Genomic DNA, 13,563 nt, shown 5'->3' on the forward strand with positions numbered 1-13,563 from the left:
GCTGTACCATATCGCCCATATTCGAAAACGCCCCTTCGTGCCGCGGCCACAGGCCGCCGGACCAGCGCCCGGCCCGCCCCCGCGGCGGCGCTTTTCTTCGGCACGCAAGGTGCGCTCGGCGCGGATCGGGCGGCACGACGCAGGCCCACCGCCAGACAGGCTAAATGGCAATGGGATTGCAGAAGAAAACCGACCCTGAACAGGCACAGGCAGACGCCGCAGGCAGCCGCCACACGCCCATGATGCAACAGTATTTGCGCATCAAGGCGGACCACCCCGACACCCTGCTGTTCTACCGCATGGGTGACTTCTACGAACTCTTTCATGACGATGCCGAGAAGGCCGCGCGCCTGCTCGACATCACGCTCACCGCGCGCGGCTCGTCGAATGGCGTGCCGATCCGCATGGCCGGCATCCCCTTCCATTCGGCGGACCAGTACCTGGCGCGGCTGGTCAAGCTGGGCGAGTCGGTGGCGATCTGCGAGCAGATCGGCGACCCCGCCACCAGCAAGGGGCCGGTGGAGCGCAAGGTGGTGCGCATCGTCACCCCCGGCACGCTCACCGACGCCGCGCTGCTGCCTGACAAGGCCGATACCTTCCTGATGGCGGTGCACCAGCAGACCACGCGCCGCGGCGTCAGCAAGACCGGGCTGGCGTGGCTGAACCTGGCCAGCGGCGAACTGCGCCTGATGGAATGCGAAGCGGCGTTGCTCGGCCGCGAGCTGGAGCGTATCCGCCCGGCCGAGCTGCTGTATGCCGATGGCATCGAACTGCCCGCGCTGGCGTGCGCACGCACGCGCCTGCCGGAATGGCATTTCGACCAGGACGCCGGCACGCGCCGGCTGCGCGAGCAACTGGGCGTGGCCAGCCTGGACCCGTTCGGCTGTGCCGGGCTCGGCGCCGCGCTCGGCGCGGCCGGCGCGCTGCTGAACTACGCCGCCACCACGCAAGGCCAGTCGCTGCGCCATGTGCAGGGCGTCAAGGTGGAGCGCGAATCGGAATATGTCGGACTGGATTCCGCCACGCGGCGCAACCTGGAACTGACCGAAACGCTGCGCGGCGGCGAGTCGCCGACGCTGTTTTCGCTGCTCGACACCTGCTGCACCGCCATGGGCAGCCGCGCGCTGCGCCACTGGCTGCACCACCCGCTGCGCGACCCGGCGGTGCCGCAGGCGCGCCAGCAGGCCATCGGCGTGCTGATCGACCAGGGCACCGACGCGCTGCGCGCGGCGCTGCGCCGGCTGGCAGACGTCGAGCGCATCACCTCGCGGCTGGCGCTGCTCAACGCGCGCCCGCGCGACCTGTCGTCGCTGCGCGATACGCTGCGCGCGCTGCCGGAAGTGCAATCCTGCCTGCGCGACGACCAGGGCAGCCTGCTGCTGGCGCAGACCCTGCAGGACCTGGCCGTGCCGCAGGATTGCCTGGACCTGCTGGTGCGCGCCGTGGCCGAAGAGCCGGCCACCGTGGTGCGCGACGGCGGCGTGATCGCCCGCGGCTTCGATGCCGAGCTTGACGAGCTGCGCGATATCTCCGAGAACTGCGGCCAGTACCTGATCGACCTGGAAGCGCGCGAGCGCGCGCGCACCGGCATTGCCAACCTGCGCGTCGAATTCAACCGCGTGCACGGCTTCTATATCGAGGTCACCAACGGCCAGGCCGACAAGGTGCCCGACGACTACCGCCGCCGCCAGACCCTGAAGAACGCCGAGCGCTACATCACGCCCGAGCTGAAGGCCTTCGAGGACAAGGCGCTGTCGGCGCAGGACCGCGCGCTGGCGCGCGAGAAGCAGCTCTACGAGGGTCTGCTGCAGGCACTGCTGCCGCATATCGGCGAGCTGCAGCGCGTGGCTGGCGCGCTGGCGCGGCTGGACGTGCTGGCGGCACTGGCCGAGCGCGCGCAGACGCTGGACTGGTCGGCACCGGAGCGCGTCGCCGAGAACGTGGTCGACATCGTGCAGGGCCGGCATCCGGTGGTCGAGGGCCAGCTCGCGGCGGAGTCGGTGGCGTTCATCGCCAACGACTGCCAGCTCAACGAGGCGCGCAAGCTGTTGCTGATCACCGGCCCGAACATGGGCGGCAAGTCGACCTTCATGCGCCAGACCGCGCTGATCGTGCTGCTGGCCTGCGTCGGCGCCTATGTGCCGGCGCGGCGGGCGGTGATCGGGCCGATCGACCGCATCTTCACGCGCATCGGCGCCGCCGATGACCTCGCCGGCGGACGCTCGACCTTCATGGTCGAAATGACCGAGGCCGCCGGCATCCTGCACCACGCCACCCCGGCATCGCTGGTGCTGATGGACGAGATCGGCCGCGGCACCTCGACCTTCGACGGCCTGGCGCTGGCGTGGGCGATCGCGCGCCACCTGCTGTCGCACAACCGCAGCCATACGCTGTTCGCCACGCATTACTTCGAACTGACCCAGCTGCCGCAGGAGTTCCCGCAGGCGGCCAACGTGCACCTGTCGGCGGTCGAGCATGGCGACGGCATCGTGTTCCTGCACGCGGTGCAGGACGGCCCGGCCAGCCAGAGCTACGGCCTGCAGGTCGCGCAGCTGGCCGGCGTGCCGCAGCCGGTGATCCGCGCCGCGCGCAAGCACCTGGCCTGGCTGGAGCAGCAATCCGCCGACGCCACGCCCACGCCGCAGCTCGACCTGTTCGCCGCGCCGCCGACGCCTGACGGCGACGAGGACTGGGACGATGGCGATGGTGGCACGGCCGCGGCCGCCCTCCCCGCCGCGCTGGCGCCGGAGCAGGTGGCCGTGATCGACGCGCTGGCCGACCTCGATCCGGACACCCTGACGCCGCGCGCGGCGCTGGAGGCGCTGTACCGGCTCAAGGCGCTGGCGGGCGAGGCGGTCGATAGGGCATGAAGGCGCTGCGCCGGTCCCTGTCGACGCTGCTGCTGCCATGGCTGGGCCTGGCCGCGATCGCGGCTGCCGCGCCGCACGCGCTGGCCGCGCGGGCACCGGCCAAGCCCCAGGTAGTGCGCGTCGCGCTGATCGCCGACCTGCCGCAATGGCCCGCCGCGGAGGCCAATCTGGCGACGCTGCTCGACCACTTCGCCGAGCGCAAGCTGAACCTGGTGATCCATGCCGGCGGCATCAAGGGCGATACGGAATCGTGCAGCGACGCCGTGCTCGGCAGCCGCCAGCAGCTGCTGAACCAGTCGCCGCTGCCGCTGATCTATGTGCCGGGCGAAACCGACTGGTCCGAATGCCGGCTGCCGGTCAACGGCAGCTTCGACCCGGTCGAGCGGCTGAGCCGGCTGCGCGAACTCTTCTTTCCGGAAGACGCCACGCTCGGACGGCAGACACGGCCGCTGGTGCGGCAATCGGACCAGGCGCTGTTCCGCAGCTTCCGCGAGAACATGCGCATCAGTGTCGGCGACGTGCTGATCGTCGGCCTGAACGTGCCGGGCGACAACAACCATTACCGCGACGAAGGCGGCCGCAACAGCGAGTTCGAGGACCGGCGCGAAGCCAACCGGCAGTGGCTGGCGCGCGCGTTCTCGGTGGCGCGCCAGCGCGACCTGAACGGCATCGTCGTGGTGGCCCACGCCGATCCGCATTTCGCCAACGGCTGGGAGAAGAAGGGACGGCCCACGCTGCTCGACGGCTTCATGCGCCATCGCACGCGCGACGGCTACCTGGAATTCAAGCGGCAGCTGCGCGACCTGAGCGCGCGCTTCAACGGCCAGGTGTTGCTGGTGCACGCCGCCGGCAGCGGCGCCGACAGCGGCTTCGGCATCGACAAGCCGCTGCGCGACGCGGCCGGCAAGGTGCTGCAGAACTTCACGCGCGTGTCGCTGCCGGCCAGCTCGATATCGCAATGGGCCGAGCTGGTGATCACGCCCGCCGCGGCGTCGCCGTTCGCGGTGGTGCTGAAGGATGCCCCGGCACCGAACTGACGCGCGCGCCAAAGCAAAGAAGCCGGCAATGGCCGGCTTCCTGATGACAGCACTGCAAGCAAAAGCTTAGTGCAGCGTGCGGGGGGTATCGTCGTCCTCGTCTTCGTCCACCACTTCAACGCCCGAGGCGCCATGGGCGTGGCCATGCTCGACTTCCTCGGCGGTGGCTTCGCGCACTTCCGAAACCTTCAGCCAGAAGCGCAGCGCCATGCCGGCCAGCGGATGGTTGCCGTCCAGCACGACCTTGTCCTCGGCCACGTCGGTCACGGTGTAGATGACGGAGTCTTCTTCATCGCCGTCCTCGGGCATGCCCTCGAACTGCATGCCGACTTCGAGCGGCTCGGGAAAGCGGTTGCGCGGCTCGACCTTCACCAGGTCGGCATCGTAGTCGCCGAACGCGTCTTCCGGCTCCAGCTGCAGCTGGGTCTCGAAGCCGGTGTCATGGCCGTCGAGCGCTTCCTCGATCTTGGGGAACGTGCCATCATAGCCGCCGTGCAAATAGACCATGGCTTCATCTGACTCCTCGATCAGATTGCCTTGCGCGTCCGATAGCTTGTACATCACGGACACCACCGTGTTCTTAGCGATTTTCAATTCTTGACTCCATGAACGATTCCGCATTATACGCGCAGGCCCTGCCCCCTGGCCCCGTCGATCCAGACACTCCGCTCGACCTGCTTGGTGGCATGACGCCTGCTGCATTCATGCGGGATGTCTGGCATCGCAAGCCCTTGCTCATTCGACAGGCGGTGCCGGGAATTGTGCCGCCGGTGTCGCGCGATGCGCTTTTCGATCTCGCCGATCGCGACGAGGTCGAATCGCGCCTGGTGACGCACTTCCGCAACCGCTGGAAGCTCGCGCATGGTCCATTTGCGCGCGAAAACCTGCCCGGCGTCAAGACCCGCCAGTGGACCCTGCTGGTGCAGGGCGTCAACCTGCACGATGCCGCCGCGGCGGAACTGATGGGCCGCTTCCGCTTCGTGCCCGACGCGCGCCTCGACGACGTGATGATCAGCTACGCCACCGACGGCGGCGGCGTCGGTCCGCACTTCGACTCGTATGACGTGTTCCTGCTGCAAGTCTCGGGCCGGCGCCGCTGGCGCATTTCGTCACAGACCAGCCTCGACCTGATTCCCGACATGCCGCTGAAGATTCTTGCCGACTTCAGCGCCGAACAGGAATGGGTGCTGGAGCCGGGCGACATGCTGTACCTGCCGCCGCAATATGCCCACGATGGTATTGCCGAAGGCGAATGCATGACCTGCTCGATCGGTTTCCGCGCGCCCGCCTATCGCGAATTGGCCGGGCACTTCCTGGCGTGGCTGTCGGAAACGGTGGAAGACAACGAGGAGCTCGGCGGCCGTTATGCCGATGCCGGCGAGCGCGCCGCGACGCGTCCCGCGCAATTGCCCGCGGGCATGGCCAAGGCGGTGGCGGAACGGCTCAAGTCACTGCAATGGAACAGCCAGATGGTGTCGGAATTCCTCGGCAGCCATCTGTCCGAACCCAAACCTGGCGTTGAATTTGCAGAGATCGGTGACATGCCGTTGCGCCGTTATGCGACACTGGCGTCCCGGCATGGGGTGGTGCTGGCGCCGGCGTCGATTGCGCTTTACGACCGCGCCAATTTCTTCCTGAATGGAGAAGCCTACGAGCCGCCGGCTGAATTGATGCCATGGCTGAAGAAGTTGGCCGATAATCGGCAGCTTAGTGCCCAGGAGGTCGAGACCTGTGCCGATCTGCCCGATCTGATGGAAACCTTCCATCACTGGACCCTGGAAGGATGGTTGCAATTGGGGCCGCGGCTGTAATAATGCGTAACATTGCGAATCAGCAAATTTCGGCGCTACACAAGCCGGGAAAACGCGGATATAATCGTTGGCTGGCTAGTACTGTGGACCACTGCATATGTCGGCACCCGGGAGGGCCTAATTTTGCAGTTCAAGAGCGATAATTACCGGTAATTATTCATCGCCTGTTTTTCGTTATTACAAGTTAAAGGACGAACAATGAAGAAGTCTCTCCTGATCGCATCGCTGCTGGCCGCTGTTGCTCTCGCTGCTTGCGGCAAGAAGGAAGAAGCTGCCGCTCCGGCCGCTGACACGGCTGCTCCGGCTGCTACCGCTCCTGCTGCTGAAGCTTCGGCTCCGGCTGCTGAAGCCCCGGCCGCTCCGGCTGCTGACGCTGCTTCGGCCCCGGCTGCTGACGCCTCGGCTCCGGCTGCTGACGCTTCGGCTCCGGCTGCCAAGCAGTAATCGGTTTTTCACCGATAAAAAAACCGGCCTTCGGGCCGGTTTTTGTTTTTGGGGCCCGCCCTCCGGCGCGCCCTGTTGTCGCAGGCCTCAGGCCCGCACCGCCTGCCACGCCAGGCCTTCGTCCTGGTCCGCCACCAGCACTTCGCTCGGCCTGGCGCCCAGGGCTGCCGCCAGCGCACCGGTGGCCAGTTCACGCGTGTTGTTCTGCTTGCTCAGATGGGCCGCGACCACGCGGTTCAGCCCGTCATGCGCCACCTGCGCCAGGATGCTGGCCGCCACTTCATTGGCCAGGTGGCCAAAGTCGCCGCCGATGCGCCGCTTGAGCGAGGCCGGATAGACCGAATTGCGCAGCATCTCGCGGTCATGGTTGCATTCGAGCACCAGCGCATCCACGCCCGCCAGGCGCGCGGTCACGTAAGGCGTTTCCATGCCGGCATCGGTCAGTACGCCCAGTCGTGCCTGGCCGTCCGATAGCACGAACTGCACCGGCTCGCGCGCGTCGTGCGGCACGGTGTAGGGCAGCACCTGCAAGCCGCCGATGGCAAAGCCATGGTCGGCGCAGCAAACCCGCACGTCGGCGACGTCGGCACCGCGCAGGTGCGAGGTGGCCAGCCAGGTGCCATGGCTGGTATAGACCGTGAGGCGATGGCGCGCGGCAAACGCATAGGCCGAACCGACATGGTCGCCATGCTCGTGCGTGACCAGCACGGCGTCGAGCTGGTCCGGCGTGACGCCCAGGCGCTCCAGGCGCCGGGCGGTCTCGCGGATGCCGAAGCCGCAGTCCAGCAGCACGCGCGTGGTGGTGGTGTCTTCGCGGGATTCGATCAGCAGCGAGTTGCCCTCGCTGCCGCTGCCGAGGAAGGCGAAGCGCATCATGGCCGCGCCCTCCCCGCCAGGCACCGGCCAGGACGGCCGGCTGGCAAGCCAGCAATCATGCGCCGGCTCAGTGCAGTTGCTCGTCGAGCAGCGACAGGATGCGCTTGCCGACTTCGCCGTTCTCGGGCTGGCCGGCGTCGTTGAGCACCGTCACCAGTGTGCCGCTGCCGGTGCCCTTGAGCGAGACGCGGTACTTCTTGGCGGTCTTGGGATCGTCCGGCTTGGTGAACAGCTTGGAGAAGAAGCCGCGGTTGTCGACGGTGTTGCGCGGGTCGACATAGCGCACGTAGTACAGCCCTTGCGCGCGATCGCGGTCTTCGACGGTGAAGTTGACGCGGTCCAGCGACAGCCCGACCGAGCGCCAGGCGCGGTCGAACGGCTCGGGCAGCTGCAGCGCCGGGGCGCCGTTGACCTGGGCCAGGTACGACTTGTTCGGGGTGGCGGCGTCAGCCGGGGCGGCAGAACCGCCGGCAGCGGCACCGGCAGCGGCCGCAGCACCGGCGGCGGCGTTGCCGGCCGGCGCCGGGTTCTTGGCCATGCGGTCGGCCTGTTCCTTCTGCACGCCCAGGCGCTGGGCCAGGCGCGACAGGAATTCGGCTTCCAGCTCGGGATCGGCCGGACGCGGGGTCCACACCGTGCTCGACTTGTCGATGCCGGTCAGCTGCTCCTGCGCGCCGCGGTGGCTGATGAAGACCTCGAGCGTGCCGTTCTGCGCGCGCTCGACGCGGGTGCGGAACTTGTCGCGCTCCGAGGTCGAGTACAGCCCGTCGAAGACCTTGCCGATGGTGTTGCGGATGATGTCCTGCGGGATCTTGGCGCGGTTCTCGGCCCAGTCGGTTTCCATGATGCCGGTCTCGGGCGAGTCCTGCACCAGCAGGAAACCGCTTTCCTGCCAGAAGCCGCGCAGTTGCTGCCACAGCTGGTCGCCGCGCATGCCGTTGCTGATCACCAGCCAGCGCTGGTTGCCGTCGCGCTCCATGCGGATGCCCTGCGCCGAGGGCAGCACGTTCTCGGTCGGCGATTGCTCGCGCACCTTGGTGGCCTGGCTGTAGGTCGACAGCGTCGAGGTGCCGTTCGCATCGGGCACCGAATAACGGCGGTCGCCTTCCAGCTTGGTCAGGTCGGGCGGCACATCCAGCGTGGGGGTGCGCTTCGAGGCCGACGACTTGTAGTCGATCTTGTCGGGCTGCATGGCCTCGTTGAGGCTGCTGCAGCCGGTCATCACACCGGCGGCGAGCACGGGCACAACCAGGGCGGCGCGGCGGACTTGCGTCGCGCCGCGGCGGTTAAGCTTCAGTTTCATTGACACGCAATCCTAGTAGATAAGGCGGACAGCAGGACGCCGCGAAAAAATCAGGCCAGCAGGCCGGCGGCGGCCAGTGCCTTGCGTACGTAGTCGTGGTTGCCCTCGGACAGCGGGGTCAGCGGCAGGCGGATACCGCCTGCCATCTTGCCCATCTGCTGGAGCGCCCACTTGACGGGGATCGGATTGGCTTCGATGAACATGGCCTGGTTCAGCCCGATCAGCTCCATGTGCAGGCGGCGCGCCGTGACGACGTCGCCCTTCAGTGCCGCCGCGCACATCTCGTGCATCTTGCGCGGCGCCACGTTGGCGGTCACCGAGATATTGCCGTGGCCGCCCAGCAGGATCAGCGCCACCGCCGTGGGGTCGTCGCCGCTGTAGATGGCGAAGCCTTCCGGCGCGCCCTTGATCAGCTGCGCGGCACGGTCGATATTGCCGGTCGCTTCCTTGACGCCGACGATGCCCGGCACCTGCGCCAGGCGCAGGATGGTCTCGTTGTTCATGTCCGCGACGGTGCGGCCGGGGACGTTGTACAGCAGCACCGGCAGGTCCACCGCCTCGGCGATGGTGCGGAAATGTCGGTACATGCCTTCCTGGGTCGGCTTGTTGTAGTACGGCACGACCTGCAGCGAGGCATCGGCGCCCACCTTCTTGGCGAAGGCGGTCAGTTCGATGGCTTCCTTGGTGGAATTGCCACCGGTCCCCGCGATGATCGGAATGCGCTTGCCGGCCTGTTCGACGGCAACGCGGATCAGTTCGCAGTGCTCCTCGACGGTCACCGTCGGGGACTCGCCGGTGGTGCCCACGATCACGATGGCGTCGGTGCCTTCGGCAACGTGCCAGTCGACCAGTGCGCGCAGGGCCGGGAAGTCCAGGCTGCCGTCCTCATGCATCGGGGTAACGATGGCAACGATGCTGCCGGTAATCTGTGTCATAACGTTAGGGAATTCGGGATGCGAATAACGGGATTGTACCGGAACCGCAGGCCGCTTCGACCGCTGCCCGGACAGGGGTTGATACCAACTGTTTCAACGCGTGCGGCGCGGTTTGCGCCGACACCGCGGCGCACGCCTCAGGGATCGAGCCGGTAGCGTGGCGGCGCGGCCGCACCGGCCGCCGGCGCCGCCTCGCGCACCGCACATAGGCGCTGCACGAAGGCTGTTTTCGGCACTTCGACCACGCCATCCTCGTAGGCCACCACGCGCAGCCCGTGGGTGCGCGCGACCTCGAGCAACTCGCCCGGGCGCAGCAGGAAATCCGGCCGCGACGGCTTGCCCACGGTCTCGTTGCCGGCGGCGAAGGTTTCGTGGATCCAGTACCCGCCCGGCGCCAGCGCGGCGGCCAGGTGCGGCCATAGCGGCCGGTGCAGGTAGTTGGTGACGACGATGGCGTCGAACGGCGCTTCGCCGGCCAGCGGCCAGTCGCCCTGCTCGAGGTCGGCCACGCGCCCGGCGACACCGGCGGGCAGGCCGGCGATGGCGCCGGCATCGCGGTCGAGCGCCAGCACCTGATGGCCGCGCGCCGCCAGCCAGGCGGCATGGCGGCCGCCGCCGCAGGCCAGGTCCAGCACCCGCGCGCCCGGGCGCAGCAGACGGGCCCAGCGCGTGACCCAGGCAGACGGCGCGGCCATGCCGGCATGCGACAGCGTCATGGCAGCCCCTTCAGTTGAGCAGCAGCACGATCGGGCGCAGCAGCAGCTCGATCAGCGACATCAGCACATTGACCACCGGCGTCATCCAGATCGTGGTGATCACCCCCGCGGCCACCAGCGCCAGCACCACGAAGATGCCGTACGGCTCGATGCGCGACACCGCGCGCGCAATGCCCTGCGGCAGCAGCGCGGTCAGCACGCGGCCGCCGTCCAGCGGCGGCACCGGGAACAGGTTGAAGGCCGCCACCACCAGGTTGACGCGCACGCCGGCCAGCGCCATCTCGCCGAAAAACGGCTCGCGCACGCCGCCCCAGGTCAGGCCGATCGCCAGCAGCACCCAGACGAAGGCCTGCACCACGTTGCTGGCGGGGCCGGCCAGCGCCACCCACATGCCATGCCAGCGCGGGTTGCGCAGGCGCTCGAACACCACCGGCACCGGCTTGGCGTAGCCGAACACGAACTGGCCGCTGGTCATGATGTACAGCAGCAGCGGCACGGCGATGGTGCCAATCGGGTCGATATGGCGGATCGGGTTCAGGCTGACGCGCCCGAGGGCGTAGGCGGTGCTGTCGCCGAACAGCTTGGCCACGTAGCCGTGCGAGGCCTCGTGCAGCGTGATGGCGAACAGCACCGGCAGGGCATAGACCGCGAAGGTCTGGATAAGGGAGGAATCCATGAGCGCTATTGTAGCGGCCCGCCGGCGCCCGGGCGCACGCTGATGCACCCGACCGCAGGCGCGGCGGCGCCGCGTGTCAGAGGCCGAAGCGGGCGATGTCGCCGCGGCCGGCGCGGACCAGTTCGGGCTCGCCGCCGGACAGGTCGATCACCGTGGTCGGCTGCGCGGGGGCCGGCCCGCCGTCGACCACGAGGTCGAGCTGCTTTTCCAGCCGCGCCCGGATCTGCGCCGGATCGTTGAGCGGTTCCTCGTCGTCCGGCAGCTGCAGCGTCGCCGAGATCAGCGGCTCGCCGGTTTCGCCCAGCAGCGCCAGCGGGATCGCATGGTCGGGCACGCGCACGCCGATGGTCTTGCGCGCCGGGTGCGACAGCCGCCGCGGCACTTCCTTGGTCGCCTCGAGGATGAACACATACGGGCCTGGCGTGGCGCCCTTGAGCCAGCGGTACTGCCGGTTGTCGACGCGGGCAAAGTTGCCGAGTTCGGACAGGTCGCGGCACATCAGCGTCAGGTGGTGGCGGTCGTCGATGCCGCGCAGCCGGCGCAGGCGCTCGACCGCGGCCTTGTCGTCGAGCCGGCACGCCAGCGCATAGCTGGAGTCGGTCGGCAGCGCGACCAGCCCGCCCTTCTGCAGGATCTGGGCCGCCTGCTTGAGCAGGCGCGACTGCGGGTTGAGCGGATGGATCTCGAAGTACTGGGACATGGGCCAGGGGGCGGAGTCGGATGGAACGGAACGGCATCCGGGGGCTGGCCCCGGCCAGGACGGGCGCGCCTACCAGTCGTGCCAGACCGGCGTGACCGTGGGCGGCAGCGGCGGCAGCGTGCCGAGTTCCACCCGCCCCTCGCCGGGGCCGTGGAAGTCCGTGCCGCGCGACGCCAGCAGCCCGTAGTGGCGCGCCACCTCGGCGTAGCGGCGGTACTGGTCGGGCGTATGGCTGCCGGTCACCACCTCGACCGCGCCGCCGCCCAGCGCCTTGAATTCATCGAACAGCGCGTCGTGCTGGGTGTCGGTGTAGTGGTAGCGGCCGGGGTGCGCCATCACCGCAATGCCGCCGGCCGCGCGGATCCAGCCCACGGCTTCAGACAGGCTGGCCCAGCGGTGGCCGACATAGCCGGGGCGGCCCTCCGACAGATATTCGCTGAAGACATCGCCGATGGTGGCGCAGCGGCCCTGGTCGACCAGCCAGCGCGCAAAGTGCGTGCGCGAGATCAGGTCGGGGTTGCCCACGTACTGCAGCGCCCCTTCATAAGCACCGGGGATGCCGACCCTGGCCAGCGCCTCGGCGATATCGCGCGCGCGCCGCGCCCGGCCCGAACGGGTCTCGGTCAGGCCATCGATCAGTTCCGGACAGAACGGGTCGATCTGCAGGCCGACGACATGCACGGTCTGCCCGGCCCAGGTCACCGAGATCTCGACGCCCGGCACGTAGCGCATGCCGAATTCCTCGGCCGCCGCGCGTGCCTCGGCCTGCCCGCCCAGCTCGTCGTGGTCGGTCAGCGCCCAGAACGCAACCCCCGCGTCGCGGGCGATCTGCGCCACGGCGCGCGGCGCCAGCGTGCCGTCGGAAACGGTGGAATGGCAATGCAGGTCGGCATTGATGGCGTGGGCGTTTTGCATGGTGGCAATTCTACTCCGGTCGCCCCCGGCATGCGTGACGCCGCCGCACCTGGCCGGCCGCGCAAAGCCATGCCGGCAACGCTGGCGTCGGCGGAAAGCCGGTGGCTGCGGGGTATAGTCGGGCTTTGCACCATCGATTCGCGGGCACATGCGTGCCTGCCATGCCCATGTCCACCGCTACCCCTGCCACCGCTCCCGCCACCGCCGCCGTCACCACCACCGATGTCCTGATCGTGGGTGCCGGCCCGGTCGGCCTGTTCGCCGCGTTCCAGGCCGGCGTGCTGGGCCTGAAATGTGAACTGATCGATGTGCTCGACCGCGCCGGCGGCCAGTGCACCGAGCTGTATCCCGAGAAGCCGATCTACGACATCCCCGCCGTGCCGGGCTGTGTGGCGCAGGAGCTGGTGGACCGGCTGCTGGAGCAATGCGCCCCCTTCGCGTTCCCGATGCACTTCAGCCAGCGCGCCGAGAGCGTGTCGGAAATCCCGGCGCCGGCGGTGCAGGAAGGCCATGCCGCCCACGAACGCCTGCTGGTGACGACCGACGGCGGCAAGCGCTTCGATGTCGCCGCGGTGCTGGTCTGCGCCGGCGCGGGCGCGTTTGCGCCGCAGCGCGTGTCGCTGCCCGAGGCGCCGGCGCTGGAAGGCCGCCATGTGCACTACGCGGTGCGCGATGTGTCGCACTTCGCCGGCAAGCGCGTGGTCGTCGCCGGCGGCGGCGACTCCGCGCTGGACTGGGCGCTGGCGCTGCGCAAGGTGGCGGCGCGCGTGACGCTGCTGCACCGGCGCGAAGGCTTTCGCGCCGCGGACGGCACCGTCGCCGAGATGCGCCGCGCGGTGGCCGCGGGCGAGATGGACTTCATGGTCGGCATGCTGGGCGCGCTGCGCACCGCCGGCGAGGACGGCGCCCTCAGCGAGGTCGAGGTACGGACCCGCGACGGCAGCACCATGCTGCCCGCCGAGGAACTGGTGGCGCTGTACGGGCTGGTGTCCGAGCCCGGCCCGATCGCGCAGTGGGACCTCGACATGCGCGCCGGCCGCATCCTGGTCGACACCACCACCTACGAAAGCTCGCGCCGCGGCATCTTTGCCGCCGGCGATATCGCGTTCTACCCCAACAAGCAGAAGCTGATCCTGTCAGGCTTCCACGAGGCCGCGCTGGCGCTGCGCCGCGCCTACCACTACGCCTTCCCGGAAAAGGCGCTGGTGCACGTGCATACCAGCAACAACGCCGCGCTGAAGGAAAAGCTCACGCATGCCTGAGGCCTGAACGGCCGCGGG

The 13,563-nt window shown here is 68.7% G+C and carries 13 protein-coding genes; 5 read left to right on the forward strand and 8 right to left on the reverse strand.

Features of this window, described 5'->3' with window-relative positions:
• The first annotated feature begins 170 nt into the window (after positions 1 to 170).
• Together mutS and LIN44_RS12155 are read left to right on the forward strand one after the other, a co-directional pair.
• Positions 171 to 2,870 (forward strand): DNA mismatch repair protein MutS, encoded by a 2,700-nt coding sequence (mutS, locus tag LIN44_RS12150; RefSeq protein ID WP_227314392.1) that lies wholly within the window; start codon positions 171 to 173, stop codon positions 2,868 to 2,870.
• Positions 2,867 to 3,907: a hypothetical protein gene (locus LIN44_RS12155; protein WP_227312293.1), complete on the forward strand. Its 1,041-nt coding sequence runs from the start codon at positions 2,867 to 2,869 to the stop codon at positions 3,905 to 3,907. Before mutS ends, LIN44_RS12155 begins: the two co-directional genes overlap by 4 nt.
• 66 nt (positions 3,908 to 3,973) lie before the next feature.
• Here LIN44_RS12155 and LIN44_RS12160 read toward each other — a convergent pair whose 3' ends face one another.
• Positions 3,974 to 4,501, reverse strand: a complete 528-nt coding sequence (locus tag LIN44_RS12160; RefSeq protein ID WP_025582242.1) for a peptidylprolyl isomerase — start codon at positions 4,499 to 4,501, stop codon at positions 3,974 to 3,976.
• An 11-nt stretch (positions 4,502 to 4,512) separates the two neighbouring features.
• Between LIN44_RS12160 and LIN44_RS12165 the strand changes: the two genes are divergently transcribed.
• Positions 4,513 to 5,718 (forward strand): cupin domain-containing protein, encoded by a 1,206-nt coding sequence (locus tag LIN44_RS12165; protein ID WP_227312294.1) that lies wholly within the window; start codon positions 4,513 to 4,515, stop codon positions 5,716 to 5,718.
• A gap of 198 nt (positions 5,719 to 5,916) precedes the next feature.
• Positions 5,917 to 6,162 carry a hypothetical protein gene (locus tag LIN44_RS12170; protein WP_082818866.1) on the forward strand — a complete coding sequence of 82 codons (246 nt, stop codon included), beginning with the start codon at positions 5,917 to 5,919 and terminating at the stop codon, positions 6,160 to 6,162.
• Positions 6,163 to 6,249: 87 nt separating this feature from the next.
• Here the strand turns inward: LIN44_RS12170 and LIN44_RS12175 are convergent, their stop codons facing one another.
• The 7 genes from LIN44_RS12175 to LIN44_RS12205 all read right to left on the reverse strand — a co-directional run bounded on the left by LIN44_RS12175 (position 6,250) and on the right by LIN44_RS12205 (position 12,283).
• A complete protein-coding gene (locus LIN44_RS12175) occupies positions 6,250 to 7,038 on the reverse strand; it encodes an MBL fold metallo-hydrolase (RefSeq protein ID WP_227312295.1) in 789 nt (262 codons plus the stop codon).
• Positions 7,039 to 7,105: 67 nt separating this feature from the next.
• Positions 7,106 to 8,341 (reverse strand): outer membrane protein assembly factor BamC, encoded by a 1,236-nt coding sequence (gene bamC, locus LIN44_RS12180; RefSeq protein WP_227312296.1) that lies wholly within the window; start codon positions 8,339 to 8,341, stop codon positions 7,106 to 7,108.
• A 50-nt stretch (positions 8,342 to 8,391) separates the two neighbouring features.
• Positions 8,392 to 9,276, reverse strand: a complete 885-nt coding sequence (dapA, locus tag LIN44_RS12185; RefSeq protein ID WP_018006873.1) for a 4-hydroxy-tetrahydrodipicolinate synthase — start codon at positions 9,274 to 9,276, stop codon at positions 8,392 to 8,394.
• 137 nt (positions 9,277 to 9,413) lie between these two features.
• Positions 9,414 to 9,992 (reverse strand): bifunctional 2-polyprenyl-6-hydroxyphenol methylase/3-demethylubiquinol 3-O-methyltransferase UbiG, encoded by a 579-nt coding sequence (locus tag LIN44_RS12190; RefSeq protein ID WP_227312297.1) that lies wholly within the window; start codon positions 9,990 to 9,992, stop codon positions 9,414 to 9,416.
• 10 nt (positions 9,993 to 10,002) lie between these two features.
• The gene (locus LIN44_RS12195) at positions 10,003 to 10,668 is read right to left on the reverse strand and encodes a site-2 protease family protein (RefSeq protein WP_012352471.1); all 666 of its coding nucleotides are present in this window, start codon (positions 10,666 to 10,668) and stop codon (positions 10,003 to 10,005) included.
• Positions 10,669 to 10,744: 76 nt separating this feature from the next.
• Positions 10,745 to 11,368, reverse strand: coding sequence for an L-threonylcarbamoyladenylate synthase (locus LIN44_RS12200; RefSeq protein ID WP_227312298.1), 624 nt, complete (start codon positions 11,366 to 11,368; stop codon positions 10,745 to 10,747).
• A gap of 69 nt (positions 11,369 to 11,437) precedes the next feature.
• Positions 11,438 to 12,283: a 3',5'-nucleoside bisphosphate phosphatase gene (locus tag LIN44_RS12205; RefSeq protein ID WP_227312299.1), complete on the reverse strand. Its 846-nt coding sequence runs from the start codon at positions 12,281 to 12,283 to the stop codon at positions 11,438 to 11,440.
• A 167-nt stretch (positions 12,284 to 12,450) separates the two neighbouring features.
• Between LIN44_RS12205 and LIN44_RS12210 the strand changes: the two genes are divergently transcribed.
• Entirely contained in the window at positions 12,451 to 13,545 is a 1,095-nt protein-coding gene (locus LIN44_RS12210; RefSeq protein WP_227312300.1) for an NAD(P)/FAD-dependent oxidoreductase, read from the forward strand.
• Positions 13,546 to 13,563: the final 18 nt, after the last annotated feature.

Origin of the sequence: Cupriavidus sp. MP-37, from assembly GCF_020618415.1 — a bacterium.
In the GTDB taxonomy this organism is placed as follows: Bacteria; Pseudomonadota; Gammaproteobacteria; order Burkholderiales; family Burkholderiaceae; genus Cupriavidus.